Raw genomic sequence first — 18852 nt, forward strand, 5'->3', positions numbered from 1 at the left:
TCGGATGACAACGGGGCGCTGGTGCCGCAAGAGGGATTCGAACCCCCGACCCCGTCATTACGAATGACGTGCTCTACCAACTGAGCTATTGCGGCGAACCCTGCCGGGGCCAAGGCGAAGCCGGCCCCGATACGCGCGCCCCTGATATCGGGCATGGCCCGAATTGGCAAGGACATGCCGGGTTGGAAATGCGGCTCACGCGCCCCAGCGGGACCAGAATCCGCGCCAGCCCCCGGCCTGGGCCTTGGGTGTGCCGATTTGTTCCGTAAATTCATCGCTCGGACCCTCGTCGTCGATCCCGGGATCGTCGGGGGCCCGGACGATCGGGATGACCGCAGGAATCGGCGCGGCCGCGGGTTTGCCGAGATCGGCGCGGCTCCGGAACACCGGTGTCGCCGCCGGCGGCGATGATTCGGCGACTTCAGAGGCCGGCTCGACCGATTCGGCGGTCGCAACGGGCGGCTCTTCCTTGGTTATCAGGGGCGAGTTGTCCTGTGCCGCCGGCAGCGGCGCTGGTGCTGCCGCGGGCAGTTCCGCCGGGCCTTCGCTGGGAGCGGCCGTCACCCGCTTCGGTGGCGGAGCCGCCAACATGGCCTCCTCGAAGGCCGAGGATTCGATCGTGGCCCCCTTGTCCGAAGGTAGGCTCGCGACCGGCGTCTGCCACTGGAACGCATCGAGCCGGCCGGTGACCGGGGAGACCGGGCGCCAGCGGTCGCTGACATAGCCGTCGGCAGTCCAGGCCGGATCGTGCCGGCCACGCACCGCGCGCAGGGTCCAGGCGCGGGCACGGCCGCTATCGCCATGCTCGGCACGCTCGATCTCGGCCATCAGCAGCGCGACGCGCTGCGTCGGATCGTTGACGTAAGGCGCAAGCACTTCGCGCGCACGCGCGAATTCGGAGGCGTCGATGGCGGCACGCGCGATCGCGAGTTGACCTTCGACATGGCCGGGCTTGTCGGCTGGGGTCTTGGCCGCGAGCGTCTCGACCCGCTGCAGGCGTTGACGCGAGGAGTCGCCGAGTTTCACGTGCGCATAGGCGTCCGCAAGATCGGGATGCGGATTGGCGAGCCAGGCGGTCTCCACAAACTTCATCGCACGGCGCACCTGATGCGCCTCGCTCTCGAATTTTGCGGCGAGCACCGCCGCCGGCACCAGCGTCGGCGCCAGCTTGATCGCCTCCATTACGCTTTCGCGCGCGACGTCGCGGTCCATGGTTTCCAATTCCAGCGCACGTGCGGTGAGCAACACGCCGCGCTGGCGGCGATAGGCCGGCTTGTCGATCAGGCCTGCGGACAAATTCGAATCGAGGATCGCGAGCGCGCCGCTCCAGTCGCCGCGCGCGCAGCGGAAGCCGAGCACCGCATGCGAGGCCCAGGTCGAGGACGGCGACAGCTTGATCGCTTCCTCCGCGATCATCACGGCGCCGACCGCATCGTCGGCGCGCTGCGCCTCGATAAACAGCCCGCGCAGGCCGAGCAGGCGGGTGTCCTCGCGCTCGGCCATGACGCGGAAGACGCGCTGCGCCTCGTCGCGATTGCCTTCGAGCTGCGCCGACTGCGCATGCAGGAGCAGCGCGAGCGGATCGTTCGGCGCATGCCGCCGCGCCGCCTCGGCGTGCCGGCGGGCGAGCGCGGTGTCGCCATGACCGATCGCGAGCAGGCCGTGGGTGATGGCGTGGCGGCCCCGCGCGTGGCGCTTGTCTTGGCGACGGCGCCGCAGACGCCCCGGTGTGCGCCAGATCGTCGTCAGGATGCTCCAGACCAGCACGACAGCCGCGGCAAACAGGCCGAGCAGGAGCACGAATCTGGGCAGCGTGGTCGAGATACGGAAACCACCCGCGGTCAGGACGAGATCGCCGGGCTGGTCGGCAACCCAGGCCGCGCCGGCCGCCGCCAGCGCGATCAGGACGAGGAAGAGGACGATGCGAAGCATGACGATCCCTATACGCGCTGATTGTTGCGCGAACCTTTATTGAGCAGGCTTGACGAGATCCGCCATCGCATCGTCGGCGAATTTGCGGGAGGCGGCGAGCGCAGCGTCGCGGGCATCGGCCTTGTCGAGCCAGGCCTGTGCCGGTGCACGGTCGGCCTCGGGCAGCGTCTTGAGCTCGCGTCGCGCTTCCACGAAATCGTTGCGCAACGCAGCCGCCGTCACCCGCGCGACGATGGCGCCGCGATCATTGCCGACCCCGTCGGTGCGCTCGATGCGGACGAGCTTCGACGCGCCTGCCTGAAGTCGCTCGACGATGCCCGTTCCGCTGGCCTGGGCTTCCACCGGCGGCGACAGCTTCGGCACGATGTTGAGCAGCTCGCGACTCAGCGCCACCGGCGTCGGGATGCCTGACGTGGCAAACGTGTCGAGTGGCTTCAGCATATCGGGCTTTGCCGCCATCGACCGCGCTGCGGCCAATTGCGATTCATAAGAATCGCCGTGGCGAACGGCGACGTCGAGCAGGGCAGCTGCCACCACATGGCGCAGCGGCTTGTCGTCCATCTTCTTCGCATCGGCGATCTTCTCGCCCTGCTGCGCGAGCTCGGCGCGTTCGATCTTGCCGGAACGCTCAAGCTCGGCGATGCGATCACTCAGAGCCGCGAGATCGGGCGCGGCAGTGCGTGGGGCCGATTTCGCATCGTTCAATGTGCTCGCGGTCTTGTCGAGTTGCGTCCGCAGATTGGCGACGTCGTTGCGCAAGCTGCTTGCGGACTTCTCCAGCACGTCGATCCGCGCCACCATCGCCGGATCGGCGGCGGGCTTGCCGGCCTTGGCTTCGACGACCCTGGCTTCGACTGCCGCAACGCGGCCGCTCAGCGCATCGACCGTCGCGCTCGTGACTTGCGGAGCGGCCGGCGGCGCCTGCACGGCGGGCCAGCCCAGCATCCAGCCGACCCCGATCACGACCGCCGCGGCGACAGCGCCGGAGAACGGCGCAATGACCCAGGGCGAAATCGGCGGGGACACGACGGCAGGCTGTTCCTCGGCGCGCTCAGGCTGCGACGCGGACTTGACCTCTTCGGACCCGATCGCTTCGGACTTCATCCCTCCGAATTCGGAATCCTCGACCTTGGCCTGCTCGTGCGCGGCCTGCTCGGGCTGTGCGTGCGCCTCCGGCTCGACGGCCGTTTCCTGCGGCTGGGTCGAGACTTCGGTGGCCTCGAGGTCGATGGTGGTCGGAGTGCGCTTGGCACGGCCGGACTCAGGAGCCAATCCTGCGTCTTCAGGCTTGTCGTCGGCCATCGTGACGGTTCCTCACACTTCCATACTCGGGACGGACCGATTACGTCGGATTCGGCCCGACCTCTTACGCCAAACGGGTGCGCAAAGCACGCTCCAAGGTGTCAAATAAGGCATTTTCGTCCGGCGTCGCAGCCACCAGGACCTGTGACGCGCCGGCATCGCGCAGCACGCTGGCAACTGTCTCGGACAGGCAGCATTGCGGGATCGCCAGCGCCGAGATCTCGACGCCTTCATCCCTGGCGGCATCCAGGAACGCGCGGGCGCTGCGCCGGGAGTAGTGCAGCACCGCCTCGACGCCGTGGGCCGCGAAGCCCTCGCAGACCTCGCGCGGCAGATGCTTGACCGGCGCCATGCGATAGGTCGTCTGCGTGACCACGCTGAACCCCTCCGCCCCGAGCTCGCCGCCGAGGTCGCGCGACAGATCCGCGCCTGCGAGATACAGCAGCGTGCTCTTTTTCTTAAGCAACTTGTCGCGAGCGCTCTGCATCACCTTGTCGCGCAGGGACGCGGCATCGCCCCCGGCGACGATCACCTCGGCAAAGCCGGCCTCGCGCGCCGCAGCAGCCGTATGCTCGCCGACCGCGAACAAAGGCAGCTGCAACAGACCAAATTCCCGCAATTGTGACGTGACGGCCCGGATCGCGTTGGCGGACGTGACGAGGATGGCACCGTAGGGAGCTTCACTCTCGTCATGGAAGGCGACCGGCTCGAACTTGAGCACCGGCGCAAGCAGCACGGCATGGCCACGCGCGCGCAGACCTTCCGCCGTCGCCTCATTGTCGGGATGCGGCCGTGTAACAAGAATGGACATCGCAGGTGTTCCCGAGTCAATTTGCGGCGACGCAGCCGTGAGGAAGCCGCGCGCGGCGATTGCGCAATCTGGCCCCGGAATGCTACCGGACGTACCAGAACTCCGCTTTCCGGATGAGCGCAAGGGCGCAAATTGGATAACAATTCGCCAATGCTGGTGCTGGGCATCGAAACGACCTGCGACGAGACCGCCGCGGCGGTGGTCGAACGCACGTCTGACGGCAACGGCAAGATTCTCTCGAACGTCGTCCGTTCCCAGATCGAGGAACACGCCCGCTTCGGCGGCGTGGTGCCGGAGATCGCCGCCCGCGCCCATGTCGACCTGCTCGACGGCATCATCGAGCGCGCGATGCAGGAGGCCGGTGTCGGCTTCGCTCAGCTCGGCGGCGTCGCGGCCGCGGCGGGGCCGGGCCTGATCGGCGGCGTCATCGTCGGACTCACCACCGCAAAGGCGATCGCGATGGTGCACGACACGCCGCTGGTCGCGGTGAACCATCTGGAGGCGCATGCGCTGACGCCGCGGCTCACGGACGGAATCGAATTTCCCTATTGCCTGTTCCTCGCCTCGGGCGGCCACACCCAGATCGTCGCGGTCACCGGCGTCGGCCAATATGTGCGGCTCGGCACCACCGTCGACGATGCGATCGGCGAGGCCTTCGACAAGGTCGCGAAGATGCTGGGCCTGCCTTATCCAGGTGGTCCGCAGGTGGAACGCGCGGCCGCAAGCGGCGACGCCACGCGCTTTGCGCTTCCGCGTCCGATGCAGGGACGCCCCGATGCCAATTTCTCGCTGTCGGGATTGAAGACGGCGGTCCGCACCGAAGCGAGCCGGCTGGGCGAGATCACGCCGCAGGACATCAGCGATCTCTGCGCGAGCTTCCAGGCCGCCGTACTGGATTCGACCGCCGACCGGTTGAGTGTCGGCCTCAGGCTGTTCCGCGAACAATTCGGCGCGCCGCGCGCCCTCGTCGCGGCTGGCGGCGTTGCCGCCAATCAGGCGATCCGCGGCGCCCTCGATGAGGTCGCACGGCAAGCCGGGACGCAACTGATCATGCCGCCGCCTGCGCTTTGCACCGACAATGGTGCGATGATCGCCTGGGCCGGCGCCGAACGCCTCGCGCTCGGCCTGACCGATACGATGGAAGCGCAGCCCCGCGCGCGCTGGTTGCTCGACGCCAACGCAACGGCGCCGGCGGGCTACGGCAAGACCCGGGCAGGATACTAGCAATGCCGGCGTTCGACTCCGTCGCGGTGATCGGCGCAGGGGCCTGGGGGACCGCACTCGCAACCGTGGCGGCGCGGGCGGGGCGGAGCGTCACGCTCTGGGCACGCAATGCGGAGCACGCCGCGCGGATCGCATCGACACGCGATAATCCGCGGCTGCCCGGCGTGCGGATCGCTGCTGACATCGTCATCACCAGCGATCTCGCCAAGTCGTCGCGCGCCGACGTGCTGCTGATCGCGACACCGGCGCAGCATTTGCGTGGCGCGGTCAACATGCTGGCCTCGCATCTGACAGGGCCGGCGCCGATCGTTGCCTGCGCCAAGGGTATCGAGCACGGCACTCATAAATTCATGACCGACGTGATTGCGGAGGCCGCGCCGCACGCGCAGCCCGCGATCCTGTCGGGCCCGAGCTTTGCCGACGATGTCGCGCGCGGCTTGCCGACCGCCGTGACGCTGGCGGCAAAGGACGAGGCGCTGGCGAGCAACCTGGTGAAGGCGCTGGGCTCGCCGACGTTTCGTCCCTATCACTCCACCGACATTCGCGGCGTCGAGATCGGCGGCGCGGCCAAGAACGTCCTGGCGATCGCGGTCGGCATCGCGGTCGGACGCAAGCTCGGCGCCTCCGCCCAGGCTGCGCTGACGACCCGCGGCTTTGCCGAGCTGACGCGCCTCGGTCGCGCGCTCGGCGCTCGCAGCGAGACGATCACCGGCCTGTCCGGCCTCGGTGATTTGATTCTGACCTGCTCGAGCCCGCAGTCGCGCAATTTCGCCCTCGGCCTCGCGCTCGGCCGCGGCGAACAGCCACCCGCGGGCAAGCTGGCGGAGGGCGAGTTCACCGCGCCGGTGCTGATCGAACTCGCGGCTTCGCAAAACGTCGAGATGCCGGTGTCAGAAGCCGTGGCTTCGATCCTGAGCGGCCGGAGCACGATCGACGCCGCGATCTCCGCACTGATGACGCGCCCCTTCAAGGCGGAGGAATGACATCTTCTCGTCATGCCCGCGCTTGTCGCGGGCATCCACGTCTTGATATTGAATTGACGGCAGAGATTTCGATGGCCGGCGCAAGCCGGGCCGTGACGACTAGATAGGGCGCGCGCGATGAACTACTGGCTGGTGAAATCCGAACCATCGGTGTGGTCCTGGGACCAGCAGGTCGCAAAGGGCGCCAAGGGCGAAGCCTGGACCGGCGTGCGCAATTACACCGCACGCATCAATCTCGTGAACATGAAGAAGGGCGACAAGGCGTTCTTCTATCATTCCAACGAAGGCAAGGAGATCGTCGGCATCGCCGAGATCATCAAGGAGGCCTATCCCGACCCCACCGACAAGACCGAGAAATTCGTCTGCGTCGACATCAAGGCCGACAAGCCGTTGAAGACACCGGTGACGATGGCCGCGATCAAGGCCGAGAAGAAGCTCGCCGAGATGGCTCTGGTGAAATATTCGCGCCTGTCGGTGCAGCCGGTTACGGCCGAGGAATGGAAGCTCGTCTGCAAGATGGGCGGGGTTTAGGCCGTAGCCGCCTTCAGACCGCGGCGGTTGCGACAACCTGCTGCAGGAGCTGCTCGCGACGTGCCTGCGAGCGCTGGCCCTTCATGGTCGCGGCGAAACGCTCGAGGATGCCTTCCTCGAACGCGGTGACGATGGTGTCGTGGACGTAGCTCTTGCGGCAGATCGCCGGCGTGTTGGAGAGTTTGTCGGCGGCGGCGCGGATTGCGTCCAGCACCTGCTTCTTGCGGCCGCGCTGGCTCGTCGCCGGCGTGATCCGCGACAGTGATTCGACGACGACGGCGGACGCCATCAGCGTGCGGAAATCCTTCAGCGAAATCTTGATGCCGGCAATCTCGCGCAGAAACGCGTTCACCTGCGTGGTGCTGACCGCCCGCACGATGCCGTAGGCATCGCGATACTGGAACATGCGCTTGCCGGGGACGCCCTGCAAAATGCCGATGGCGCGCACCAGCTTGGCAGCGTCGCACTCCTTGCGCACCGCCTTGCCGCCCTTCGCCTTGAAGGTCAGCACGAAGCAATCGTTGTCCAGCGTGACGTTGGATTTCAGCAGCGTGGTGGCGCCACGTGTGCCGTTGAGGCGGGCATAGGATTCGTTGCCGGGGCGGATCGCGGTGCGCGCGATCAATTCAATCACGGCCGAGAGCGCGAATTCACGCGTCGGCTCGTCGCCCGACAGGAACGCCGAAACCTTGCGTCGGATTTTTGGCAGCGCGCCGACGAGCTTCTCCAGGCGATGCGCCTTGCGGTGCTCGCGGACCTTTTCCCAGTCGGCGTGGTAGCGGTACTGCAACCGTCCTGCGGCATCGATGCCGACGGCCTGCAGATGCGACGTCGGATCGGCGGAGTACCGCACTTCGCGATAGGCCGGAGGCACCGCCATGGCATGGAGGCGGCGGATGGTGCGGGCATCGCGGATATGTGCGCCGTTGGGGCGGACGAAGGAATAGCCCTTGCCGCGCTTGATGCGCCGGATCTTCAATTCGTTCTGGTCGCCGAGCCGCAGCCCCAGCTCCTTGGCCAACGCCTCGACCGTCGCCGCGGGCGCCGTGTCGAAGGCCTTTTTCGGGCTTGGACGCCGGAAGGGGGTCGGTTTCGGCCATTGTCCAAGGGTCTTGGCGAGCGCAATGGCCGCAGGATCGGCGGAAGCGGGCCGTATCGTCCCGATATTCTGCTGATCCATCATAGCCTTACGCCTTAGCCCTGTCTGTTATCGGTCAATGCCGCTGTTCTGATTTTTGTTCCGAAGGGCCTCGTTGGACCCGGGTTGGCCATTTAGGGTGTTCCGAACGCTATTGCGAGTCCCGAATCAGTGAGGGGTGGTTTCTAAATACCTCTCGCCATGGCGTGAGGGTCTGCCTACTGCGTTCCGCAGACCTGAGGAAAGTCCCCGGAGAGTGTCCACGCGGCCTGTTTCAGATCTGCGACAATCACAACGGGTGAACTTGATCTTCCGCATGGCCGGTGGCCCGCCGAAGGTCCAGCTTGTGCTCCTTGTCGGGCCCGGTTAGCCCGACGCATAATCAGTCAATGATCAAGTCGGCTCGCCAGTCGCTAGCGTTCGGCCTGCCGTATGTGGAGGGAAAGCATGTCCGAGAAGATCTACGACGTCCCCGCGGAATGGGCGAAGCGCGCCTGGGTCGACCAGGCCAAGTACAAGGAAATGTACGCCCGCTCGATCTCGGACCCGAACGGTTTCTGGGCCGAACAGGCCAAGCGCATCGACTGGATGCACGCGCCGACGAAAATCGAGAACGTCTCCTTTGCGCCGGGCAACATCTCGATCAAATGGTTCGAGGACGGCATCCTCAACGTCGCCCATAACTGCATCGACCGCCATCTCGCCAAGCGCGCCGACCAGACCGCGATCATCTGGGAAGGCGACGATCCCTCGCAGTCCAGGCACATCACCTATCAGGAGCTGCATGACGAAGTCTGCCGGATGGCCAACATCCTGCGCACCCGCAACGTCGGGAAGGGCGACCGCGTCACCATCTACCTGCCGATGATTCCGGAAGCGGCTTATGCGATGCTCGCCTGCGCGCGCATCGGCGCGATCCACTCGGTGGTCTTCGCGGGCTTCTCGCCGGACAGCCTCGCCCAGCGCATCAACGACTGCAAATCCAAGGTCATCATCACCGCGGACGAAGGCCTGCGCGGCGGCAAAAAGGGTCCGCTGAAGGCCAATGTCGACGCCGCGCTTGCTAAAGCGAATGACGTCGATTGGGTCGTGGTGGTCAAGCGCACCGGCGGCAAGATCGACATGAATCCGACGCGCGACCTCTGGTACCACGAGGCGGCAGCGATGGTGACGACGGAATGCCCGGTCGAGCACATGCACGCCGAGGACCCGCTGTTCATCCTCTACACCTCAGGCTCCACCGGCCAGCCGAAGGGCGTGCTGCACACCTCCGCCGGCTATCTCGTGTTCGCCTCGATGACGCATCAATACGTCTTCGATTATCATGACGGCGACATCTACTGGTGCACCGCCGACGTCGGCTGGGTCACCGGCCACAGCTACATCCTCTACGGGCCGCTGGCGAACGGCGCGACCACGCTGATGTTCGAAGGCGTGCCGAATTACCCGGATAATTCCCGGTTCTGGAGCGTCATCGACAAGCACAAGGTCAACATCTTCTACACCGCGCCGACCGCGATCCGCGCCCTCATGCAGAGCGGCGACGAGCCGGTGAAGAAGACCTCGCGCGCCTCGCTCCGCCTGCTCGGCTCGGTCGGCGAGCCCATCAACCCGGAAGCCTGGGAGTGGTATCACCGCGTCGTCGGCGACGGTCGCTGCCCGATCGTCGACACCTGGTGGCAGACCGAGACCGGCGGCATCCTGATCACCCCGCTGCCGGGCGCGACCAAGCTGAAGCCGGGCTCGGCAACCCAGCCGTTCTTCGGCGTGGTGCCCGAGATCGTCGATGCCGACGGCAAGGTGCTGGAGGGTGAGACCACCGGCAACCTGTGCCTGACACGCTCCTGGCCGGGCCAGATGCGTACGGTCTATGGCGATCACGCCCGATTCGAGCAGACTTATTTCTCGACCTACAAGGGCAAGTACTTCACCGGCGACGGCTGCCGGCGCGACGCCGACGGCTATTACTGGATCACCGGCCGCGTCGACGACGTCATCAACGTTTCCGGCCACCGCATGGGCACCGCCGAAGTCGAGAGCGCACTGGTCGCACATGAGAAGGTGTCGGAAGCAGCCGTGGTCGGCTTCCCGCACGACATCAAGGGCCAAGGCATCTACGCCTACGTCACCCTGATGGCCGGCGTGCAGCCGACCGACGACCTGCGCAAGGAGCTCGTGACCTGGGTGCGCAAGGAAATCGGCCCGATCGCTTCGCCCGACCAGATCCAGTTCGCGCCGGGCCTGCCCAAGACCCGCTCCGGCAAGATCATGCGCCGCATCCTGCGCAAGATCGCCGAGGACGAGCCGGGCAGCCTGGGCGACACCTCGACCTTGGCCGATCCCGCCGTGGTCGATGATCTGGTCCAGAACCGACAGAACAAGAAGTCTGCCTAAGGCAAGCTTCTATGTCCCGGACGCAGCGCAGCGCGCACTCCGCGGTGCGCTGCTGAGCCGGGAGTCGATCGTGCCGCGCGAAGAAAGAACTGGATCCCGGATCGGCTCAGCAGCGCCAGGGCGCTGCAGCGCGTCCGGGACACGGGACTGCCTTTCGCGCCGAGGCTCCCCGAGAACAACAACCGTTCTCACCCTCACGGACTTGTCAGGGCGTGCACCCGCACGGCTGCATCTTTCCAGCCGAGTGTTGTTTTCAGGTCATTTACTTTATTTCGAACATTTCCTTTGGTCCCCCTGCTGGCTGGCCCTCGGCGGCCGTGCGTGGAAACCAACCGGTTAACGGGCGCGGTTAAGATTGTTCCCTGACAAGGACGGGCAAGCTGGCGATTGCCGGTTGTGCGTCATTTTGGACGATCCGTTCGGGCTAGGGGAAGATCGATGTCGAAGAGGATTGCTGTTGCGCTCGCTGCCACCATCGGGGCAGGTGTGTTGATGTCGCCGGCGGCGCAGGCGCGGCCGGAAATGGTGGGGGCCCATCTGGCCGATTATTCGCCGGGCACCATCGTCGTCAAAACCAGCGAGCGGCGGCTTTATCTCATCCTCGATAACGGCCACGCCGTGCGCTATCCGGTCGGTGTCGGCAAGTCCGGCAAGCAGTGGGCCGGCACCACGCGCATCGACGGCAAGTATCGCAACCCCGCATGGGCGCCGCCGGCCGAGGTCAAGCGTGACAAGCCGAGCATTCCCGACATGATTCCCGGTGGCTCGCCGCGCAACCCGATGGGCGTCGCGGCGATGACGCTCGCCGGCGGCGAATATGCGATCCACGGCACCAACGTGCCGGGCTCGATCGGCGGCTTCGTTTCCTATGGCTGCATCCGCATGCTCAACGACGACATCACCGATCTCTACGGCCGCGTCTCCGTCGGCACGACGGTGGTCGTGACGCGCTGATCGCCGCGCGCGCCTGAATTGAAAAAGCCGCATCGATGGATGCGGCTTTTTGTTACCAGAAGCGCCAGCTGCGTCCGCACCAGCCGTTGCGATGACCACCATTATAGCTGCGAACATAGCCGCCCGCGAGTAACGCCGCCGAGACGTTGGCAGTACGTTTGGTCGCGACGTCGGCGAGCACCCGGCCATATTTGTCCTGGCCGAGATTGAAGATCATGACGCCGCCCTGGCCAAGCAGGTTGCGCAGCGCATCGCTTGCGGCCTCGGCCTTGTCGAGTTCGTCCTGGCAGGATGCTTTCATCTCGGGTGCATCGATGCCACGCAGGCGAACGCGCGCAACGAGATCGCGGCCGTTGGACTGATGCACACGCGCAAGGAAAGTATCGCCGTCCACGGTCCTGACGACATCGACCGGCTGACGCATGTCGAAACTGCCGGACTGCTGCAGGATGATCTCGGCGTCGCGCGACTCTCCGTTATCTGCTTGCGGAACGGGCCACGTCGTTCCATGGCGAAAGCCGAGCACGATCGCCGTCACGATGCCGACCACGAACATCCACGGCAGCAGCCCGGAGAAGCGGCGGCCGAACGGCGCGCCGCTGTAGAACGGCCGGCGGGAATGGTGGGGGTCGAAGCGCGACATCTGCGCACGCTAGGGCTGAGTCGGCTGAACCGGCAAGAGCGCGTTCCGGCGCCTCAGAAGTCCGAAGCGATACCCTTGCGCTCCCAATCGCCGTAGCGCGTGGGCTCGGGTCCTTTCGGCCCCTGCAATTCCTTCGGCGCAGCTTTCTCATGCGCGGCCGCTGCCTGCCGGCGCGCTTCGGCCTCGGCCAACGCCCGCTGGGCGGCCGGCGGAAGAGTCTTGCGATCGGGAATGGAAGGTTGGTCACTCATCGCGCGGTTCCTAGCGCAGGATCTGGAGACATGCGAGGTCCAATATCGCATTGCTGAGATGGTCATGCCGGGCTGCAAAGGCCAGAGGCCTTTCTTACATTTGGCATATTCGCATGCCAGAGATCGGGTTCTCAAGGCATGCGCCCCTCGGCGGAACTGCCGCTCGCTCAGAACCTTAAGCCGCATGCCATCTCAACGTTTTGCTCCTCCATCCGAAGTGCCAGGCCTTGCGGCACGTCGGATCGCCGCCGACATCGTCGACGGCGTGCTGCACAAGCACCGTACGCTCGACGATCAGCTCGACGGCAGCGGCGCCCATCCCGGACTGAAAACGCTGGCCGACCGTGACCGCGCGCTGATGCGGCGCCTGGTTGCGACCGTGCTGCGCCGGCTCGGCACGCTCGGCCATGTGCTGTCCCGCCTGCTCGACAAGGGCATCCCCTCCGAGGCGCCGCGTGCGCAGAGCGCGCTCCTGATCGGCGCGGCGCAGATTCTCTGGATGGACGTGCCGGATCACGCGGCCGTCGACCTCTCCGTTCGCCTGGTGCAATCAGACCGGCGTGCCGCGCGCTATGCCGGCCTCGTCAATGCCGTGCTGCGCCGTTGCGCGCGCGAGGGCACCGCGCTGGTCGAGGATGTCGCGGCGCAATCGCTGGATCTGCCGCCATGGCTGCTCGCGCGCTGGAGCGCGCATTATGGCGAAGCAACCGCAAGGGAGATGGCGCGGGCACTCGGCCACGAACCCTCGCTCGATCTCACCGTGAAGTCCGATGCCACGCAATGGGCGAGCCGCCTGCATGGCGAGACGCTGCCGACCGGAACGGTGCGGATGCTGCTGCACGGCTCGGTGACCATGCTGCCCGGCTTCGCCGAGGGACAATGGTGGGTGCAGGATGCCGCCGCCGCGCTGCCCGCCCGGCTGTTCGGCGACGTCAAGGGCAAATCCATTGCCGATCTCTGCGCCGCCCCCGGCGGCAAGGCCGCACAATTGGCGCATGCCGGCGCACACGTCACGGCGATCGACCGCTCGCCGGCGCGGGTGGCGCGACTGCGTGAAAACCTGGCGCGGCTGTCGCTCCAGGCCGAGACTGTCGTCGCTGACGCCGTGGAATGGGCCGGCCCTGCCGACAGTTTCGACGGTATTTTGGTCGACGCGCCCTGCACCTCGACCGGCACGATCCGCCGCCATCCGGATGTGGCGTGGCTGCGCCAGGAATCCGATGTCGCCGCCATGACCGTGCTCCAGCAGCGGCTGCTGCGAAAGTCTGTGACGCTGCTCAAGCCGGGCGGTACGCTGATCTACTGCACTTGCTCGCTGGAACCCGAAGAAGGCGAGCAGGCCGTGGCCGCGCTGCTGGCGGCCGAACCCGCGCTTCGCCGCGTCCCGATCGAGGCGTCGGAGGTCGCGGGCCTCAGCGAAATCCTCACCCCCGAAGGCGATCTTCGCACTCTGCCCAGCCATCTGCCGAACGCCGATCCCAAGCTTGGCGGGCTCGACGGGTTTTTCGCAGCCCGACTCGTTAAATCCTGATTTTGCACCGGATTTTGCGACCGCGACGCTGATTCGCGCCGTTCAAGGTGGTGTCAGCCGTTCGATTTTGGGATTAATAAGGATTCGTCGGAATCCTCTCCCCCTTCAAGGCAAGGCGTGTCGGTCGCTCAACGCAGACATATCTCGACGCTGGTCATGAACCGCTTCGCGCGGAACGTGCTTGCGCGCGCGAGCGGCGGTTCGGTTGCGCTATCGCGGGTTTGGCCGGGACGTACTGACAGGCTGATCATCGCGCCGCACGATCTGCGCACCGCGGATGCGACACGCGCCGCCGAAATCTATGCCGGCCGATTCGTCTTCGCCGGCAAGATCGTCAATTGCCACGGCCGTTCGATCTTCGATCTCGAGCCGCCGTCGGAGGATTGGGAGGTCGCGCTGCTCGGCTTCGGCTGGCTGCGCCATTTGCGTGCCGCCGATACCGCCCTGACGCGCGCGAATGCGCGCGCGCTGATCGAGGACTGGATCGCCAATCCCGCCAACAAGCGCCGCCCCGTCGCCCGGCGCGCCGACGTGCTGGCCCGGCGCGTGATCTCGCTGCTGTCACAGGCGCCGCTGGTGCTCAACGAGACCGACAACAAATTCTACCGCCGCTACCTGCGCGCGCTCGCGCGCGAGATCCGCTTCCTGCGCTACACCATGGTCGACATTCCCGACGGGGTGCCGAAGCTCCAGGTGCTGATCGCGCTGTGCTATGCGGCCCTCTGCCTCGCCAACCAGGCGCGTCACATCCGCAGTGCATCGAAGAAGCTGTCGGACGAATTGCAGCGGCAGATCCTGCCCGACGGCGGACACATCTCCCGCAATCCGGGCGCGCTGATCGAACTCCTGATCGACCTGCTGCCGCTGCGCCAGACCTTTGCCGCGCGCAACATCGCGCCGCCGCCGGCGCTGCTCAACGCGATCGACCGCATGATGCCGATGCTGCGCTTCTTCCGGCATGGCGACGGCAATTTCGCGCTGTTCAACGGCATGAGCGCGACATCGTCCGACCTGCTCGCCACACTGCTGGCCTATGACGACACCCACGGCGTGCCGATGGCGAACATGCCCCATACCGGCTTCCAGCGGCTCGATGCCGGCCAGACCACCGTGATCATCGACACCGGCCCCCCGCCGCCGGCCGGCGTCAGTCACGACGCCCACGCCGGCTGCCTGTCGTTCGAACTCTCCTCCGGCATCAGCCGCATCGTTACCAATTGCGGCATGCCGACCACCGGCCGCGACAATTGGCGGCCGTTCGCACGCGGCACGGCGGCGCATTCGACGCTGACCTATCACGAGACATCGTCATGCCAGTTCGTCGAAATGTCGGCGATGAAGCGGCTCCTGCACGGCTCGCCTGTGACCAGCGGGCCCGTCGAGGTCGAGAGTTATCGCGAGGTCGTGCAGAACGGCACGCTGCTCACGAGTTCGCATGACGGCTATCTCGCCAAGTTTGGCGCTATCCATCGCCGCGTGCTGATGATCTCCAATGACGGCGCCCGCATCGACGGCGAGGACACGCTGTCGCCGCCGCAGGGCGGACGCTTCAAGGGCGCTGACGCCGATTTCGCGCTGCGCTTCCATCTGCATCCCGCGGTGAAGGCGAGCCGGCTGTCGGACGCGCGCGGCGTCATGCTGGTGCTGCCGAACCGTGATGTCTGGACCTTCGAGGCGCTCGACGACAAGGTCGACCTCGAGGACAGCGTATTCCTGGCGGGCAATGACGGGCCGCGCCGCACCGCCCAGATCGTGATCCGGCAGGACGCGCGGCAGGCGCCCTCGATCCGCTGGAGCTTCGTCCGCTCCACGGCATCGCCGACCGTCACCAATGCCCGCCGCAACGCCCGGCGCGAACCGGAACTTCCGCTTTAAACGCGCGGATCCGGCCCATCTGATCGTTGTGACCCGCGCCGAAAACTGCTATCGAGCCCGCGTTCGCGCGACTGGCGACCTTGGATGGAGCACCATCGGGAAGCGCGACACATACCCGCCGCGCGCCTGGGCATAGACACTCCTTAAGACAGAGGATCTTGCTCATGACCGACCATCCCCGCCGCGTCACCCGCGCCCTGCTTTCCGTCTCCGACAAGACCGGCCTGATCGAGTTCGCCAAGGCGCTTGCCGCGCATGATGTCGAGCTGGTCTCGACCGGCGGCACCGCGAAGGCGATCGCTGCGGCCGGCCTCAAGGTGAAGGATGTTTCCGACCTCACCGGCTTCCCCGAGATGATGGACGGCCGCGTCAAGACGCTGCATCCGAAAGTGCATGGCGGCCTGCTCGCGATTCGCGACAACAAGGAGCATGCGGAGGCGATGAAGGCGCATGGCATCGCGCCGATCGACCTTCTCGTCGTCAATCTCTATCCGTTCGAGGCGACCGTCGACAAAGGCGCCGGCTTCGAGGATTGCATCGAGAACATCGACATCGGCGGCCCCGCAATGATCCGCGCCGCCGCGAAGAACCATGACGATGTTGCCGTCGTCGTCGAGGCAGATGATTACAAGGCCGTGCTCGACGAGCTCGCCGCCAACAACGGCGCGACCATGCTGAAGCTGCGCCGGCGGCTTGCCGCGAAAGCCTATGCACGCACCGCCGCCTACGACGCGGCAATCTCGAACTGGTTCAACCGTCAGCTCGAGATCGACGCGCCCGACTTCCGGGCCTTCGGCGGCAAGTTGATCCAGTCGCTGCGCTACGGCGAGAACCCGCACCAGACCGCGGCGTTCTATGCGACGCCCGACAAGCGCCCGGGCGTCTCGACCGCGCGGCAGCTCCAGGGCAAGGAGCTCTCCTACAACAACATCAACGACACCGATGCCGCCTATGAGTGCATCGGCGAATTCGACGCCAAGCGCACTGCGGCCTGCGTGATCGTCAAGCACGCCAACCCCTGCGGCGTCGCGGAGGGATCGAACCTCGTCGAGGCCTATCGCAGGGCGCTGGCCTGTGATTCCACTTCAGCCTTCGGCGGCATCATCGCGATGAACCGTCCGCTGGACGCGGATACGGCGCGCGAGATTACAAAGATCTTCACCGAGGTGATCATCGCGCCCGATGCGACCGAGGAGGCGATCGCGATCATCGGCGGGAAAAAGAACTTGCGCCTGCTCCTCGCCGGCAGCCTGCCCGATCCCCGCGCGCCCGGCCTTACCGCCAAGACAGTGGCCGGCGGCCTGCTGGTGCAGAGCCGCGACAATGCTGTGGTCGACGACATGACGTTCAAGATCGTGACCAAGCGCGCGCCCACGGATGCGGAGATGCGCGACCTCAAATTCGCGTTCCGGGTGGCCAAGCACGTCAAGTCGAACACTATCATCTATGCCAAGGATCTGGCCACCGTCGGCATCGGCGCCGGCCAGATGAGCCGGGTGGATTCAGCGCGTATCGCGGCGCGCAAGGCGCAGGATGCGGCAGCTGAGCTGAAGCTCGCCGAGCCGCTCACCAAGGGCTCGGTGGTGGCGTCGGATGCGTTCTTCCCGTTCGCCGACGGCATGCTCGCCTGCATCGAGGCCGGTGCCACCGCGGTGGTGCAGCCCGGCGGCTCCATGCGCGACGACGAGGTGATCAAGGCCGCCGACGAGCATGGCATCGCCATGGTGTTCACCGGCACGCGGCACTTCCGGCACTGATCTCACCGTCATCCGGGCGCGCGGAGCGCGAGCCCGGAATCTATCGAGCAGCGTCGCAGGCGGATAAATGGATCCCGGGCTCGCGCCACGTGGCGCGCCCCGGAATGACGACGGGGTTGCTACTCCCGCACCCGCATCAACAGCCCCAACCCGGCGACGAAGAACACCACCAGCACGGCCATGCCGGCCTTCTGGCTTGCGGTCACCGCGGTAATCGTGCCGATCAGCAACGGTCCGATGAAGGACGTCACCTTTCCGGTCAACGCAAACAGGCCGAAATACTGCGCGATGCGGTCTCTCGGTGCGAGGCGGATCAAGAGCGTGCGTGAGGCGGCCTGGAGTGGACCACCGGCCGCGCCGATGAGGCAGCCCAGCACGAGATAGGCGCGCTCGGCCGTGCTCGAGAACAAGGGAGCATCTGCTCGCGGCGACGCGACCTGGATGAAGAACACACTGTCCTTGTCGACCAGGAGAATCGCCGCCACCGACAGCAGCAGCACGAGCATGCTGCCGGCGATGACGCGCTTCGGTCCGATGCGATCGTCCAGCTTGCCGCCGAACCATGCGCCGAACGCGCCGGCGATCGCGAGCATAATGCCAAACGTGCCGATCTGAATTGTGTGCCAGCCGAAGGTGCCCGCGGCATAGATGCCGCCAAAGGCAAACAGCGACACCAGACCATCGGTATAGATCATGTTGGCGAGCAGAAATGCCGCCAGCGATCTCTGCTGCGGCAAGCTTCTGATTGATTGCCCCAGCTCCGACAACCCCTCACGCAAGGCCGCGCGCACCGGGCGCTTGGCCGGATAATCCGGCGTGAACAGGAACAACGGTGTCACGAAGAGAATGAACCACAGCCCGGTCAACGGGCCCACGATGCGATCGCCCTGATGGCTGACCGGATCTAGCCCGAACAGGGGCGTGAGGCCCAGCAACGTGCGGCCGGTCTGCGGGTTGGCCGCGAGGAAGCCGAGCACGATGATCAGGCTGACGATGCCACCGACATAGCCGGTGGCCCAGCCGGTGCCGGAGAGCCGGCCGATCCGCTCCGGCGGCACCAGTGTCGGCATCATCGCGTTGTTGAAAAGGGTGGCGAACTCTGCGCCGACGCTGGCGAGCGCCACGGCTGTAAGCAGTGGCGGAATGATGGAGGGATCGCCAGGCTTGCCGATCCACAGCGTGCAGGATGCCGCCACCAGCAACGCACCAAACCCTGCGATCCACGGTTTCCGGCGGCCCGAGGCGTCCGCGATGGCCCCAAGCACTGGTGACATCAACGCGATCGCAAGACCCGCGGCTGCCATCGCAAATCCCCACAGCGATTGGCCGGTGGCGGGATTCGGCGCAATGCTGGTGGCGAAATAGGGCGCGAATACAAAGGTCGTGATCAGCGTGAAATAGGGCTGCGCGGCCCAGTCAAAGAAGATCCAGCTGACGACGGCGGCGCGCGGCGGATAGGTCCGGGGCACGCCGCCCATGCGCGCGTCCGGGGCGATCGTCGTCATTGCGCAGTCCTCATCACGAAC

Annotated in this window: 15 protein-coding genes, 1 tRNA gene and 1 riboswitch; of the genes, 8 read left to right on the forward strand and 8 right to left on the reverse strand. The window is 66.1% G+C overall.

The window, feature by feature from the left end:
• Window positions 1-19: 19 nt before the first annotated feature.
• The 4 genes from JQ580_RS09200 to JQ580_RS09215 form a co-directional block, all read right to left on the reverse strand.
• A tRNA-Thr gene (locus JQ580_RS09200) sits at window positions 20-95 on the reverse strand.
• Window positions 96-195: 100 nt separating this feature from the next.
• A complete protein-coding gene (locus tag JQ580_RS09205; RefSeq protein ID WP_212279525.1) occupies window positions 196-1932 on the reverse strand; it encodes a heme biosynthesis protein HemY in 1737 nt (578 codons plus the stop codon).
• A gap of 36 nt (window positions 1933-1968) precedes the next feature.
• The gene (locus JQ580_RS09210) at window positions 1969-3234 is read right to left on the reverse strand and encodes a COG4223 family protein (RefSeq protein ID WP_212279527.1); all 1266 of its coding nucleotides are present in this window, start codon (window positions 3232-3234) and stop codon (window positions 1969-1971) included.
• A gap of 64 nt (window positions 3235-3298) precedes the next feature.
• Window positions 3299-4045: a uroporphyrinogen-III synthase gene (locus JQ580_RS09215; protein ID WP_212279529.1), complete on the reverse strand. Its 747-nt coding sequence runs from the start codon at window positions 4043-4045 to the stop codon at window positions 3299-3301.
• A 150-nt stretch (window positions 4046-4195) separates the two neighbouring features.
• Between JQ580_RS09215 and tsaD the strand changes: the two genes are divergently transcribed.
• From tsaD to JQ580_RS09230, 3 genes are all read left to right on the forward strand, one after another.
• On the forward strand, window positions 4196-5269 hold the full coding sequence (tsaD, locus tag JQ580_RS09220; RefSeq protein WP_212279531.1) for a tRNA (adenosine(37)-N6)-threonylcarbamoyltransferase complex transferase subunit TsaD: 1074 nt from the start codon (window positions 4196-4198) through the stop codon (window positions 5267-5269).
• 2 nt (window positions 5270-5271) lie between these two features.
• A complete protein-coding gene (locus tag JQ580_RS09225) occupies window positions 5272-6252 on the forward strand; it encodes an NAD(P)H-dependent glycerol-3-phosphate dehydrogenase (RefSeq protein WP_212279532.1) in 981 nt (326 codons plus the stop codon).
• 117 nt (window positions 6253-6369) lie between these two features.
• The gene (locus JQ580_RS09230) at window positions 6370-6783 is read left to right on the forward strand and encodes an EVE domain-containing protein (RefSeq protein ID WP_094975932.1); all 414 of its coding nucleotides are present in this window, start codon (window positions 6370-6372) and stop codon (window positions 6781-6783) included.
• Between the two features lie 13 nt (window positions 6784-6796).
• On the opposite strand, the gene JQ580_RS09235 is transcribed toward JQ580_RS09230, so the two are convergent.
• Window positions 6797-7966 carry a DNA topoisomerase IB gene (locus tag JQ580_RS09235; protein WP_212279534.1) on the reverse strand — a complete coding sequence of 390 codons (1170 nt, stop codon included), beginning with the start codon at window positions 7964-7966 and terminating at the stop codon, window positions 6797-6799.
• Window positions 7967-8368: 402 nt separating this feature from the next.
• On the opposite strand from JQ580_RS09235, the gene acs reads away from it, so the two are divergent.
• Together acs and JQ580_RS09245 are read left to right on the forward strand one after the other, a co-directional pair.
• Window positions 8369-10315: an acetate--CoA ligase gene (gene acs / locus JQ580_RS09240; RefSeq protein WP_212279536.1), complete on the forward strand. Its 1947-nt coding sequence runs from the start codon at window positions 8369-8371 to the stop codon at window positions 10313-10315.
• Between the two features lie 438 nt (window positions 10316-10753).
• Window positions 10754-11269 (forward strand): L,D-transpeptidase, encoded by a 516-nt coding sequence (locus JQ580_RS09245; protein WP_212279538.1) that lies wholly within the window; start codon window positions 10754-10756, stop codon window positions 11267-11269.
• 52 nt (window positions 11270-11321) lie between these two features.
• On the opposite strand, the gene JQ580_RS09250 is transcribed toward JQ580_RS09245, so the two are convergent.
• Both JQ580_RS09250 and JQ580_RS09255 read right to left on the reverse strand, forming a co-directional pair.
• Window positions 11322-11912 carry a thermonuclease family protein gene (locus JQ580_RS09250; protein WP_212279540.1) on the reverse strand — a complete coding sequence of 197 codons (591 nt, stop codon included), beginning with the start codon at window positions 11910-11912 and terminating at the stop codon, window positions 11322-11324.
• Between the two features lie 53 nt (window positions 11913-11965).
• On the reverse strand, window positions 11966-12163 hold the full coding sequence (locus JQ580_RS09255; RefSeq protein WP_212279541.1) for a DUF1674 domain-containing protein: 198 nt from the start codon (window positions 12161-12163) through the stop codon (window positions 11966-11968).
• Between the two features lie 184 nt (window positions 12164-12347).
• Between JQ580_RS09255 and JQ580_RS09260 the strand changes: the two genes are divergently transcribed.
• From JQ580_RS09260 to purH, 3 genes are all read left to right on the forward strand, one after another.
• Window positions 12348-13694, forward strand: a complete 1347-nt coding sequence (locus tag JQ580_RS09260) for an RsmB/NOP family class I SAM-dependent RNA methyltransferase (RefSeq protein WP_212279543.1) — start codon at window positions 12348-12350, stop codon at window positions 13692-13694.
• Between the two features lie 156 nt (window positions 13695-13850).
• Window positions 13851-15569, forward strand: coding sequence for a heparinase II/III family protein (locus JQ580_RS09265; RefSeq protein WP_212279544.1), 1719 nt, complete (start codon window positions 13851-13853; stop codon window positions 15567-15569).
• Window positions 15570-15626: 57 nt separating this feature from the next.
• Window positions 15627-15708: riboswitch (ZMP/ZTP riboswitch) on the forward strand.
• 25 nt (window positions 15709-15733) lie between these two features.
• Window positions 15734-17326 (forward strand): bifunctional phosphoribosylaminoimidazolecarboxamide formyltransferase/IMP cyclohydrolase, encoded by a 1593-nt coding sequence (gene purH / locus JQ580_RS09270; RefSeq protein WP_212279546.1) that lies wholly within the window; start codon window positions 15734-15736, stop codon window positions 17324-17326.
• A 119-nt stretch (window positions 17327-17445) separates the two neighbouring features.
• Here purH and JQ580_RS09275 read toward each other — a convergent pair whose 3' ends face one another.
• Window positions 17446-18831, reverse strand: coding sequence for an MFS transporter (locus tag JQ580_RS09275; protein ID WP_212279548.1), 1386 nt, complete (start codon window positions 18829-18831; stop codon window positions 17446-17448).
• Window positions 18832-18852 lie beyond the last annotated feature (21 nt).

The sequence above is a fragment of the Bradyrhizobium sp. SZCCT0148 genome (genome assembly GCF_018129985.1).
Lineage (GTDB): Bacteria > Pseudomonadota > Alphaproteobacteria > Rhizobiales > Xanthobacteraceae > Bradyrhizobium > Bradyrhizobium japonicum_H.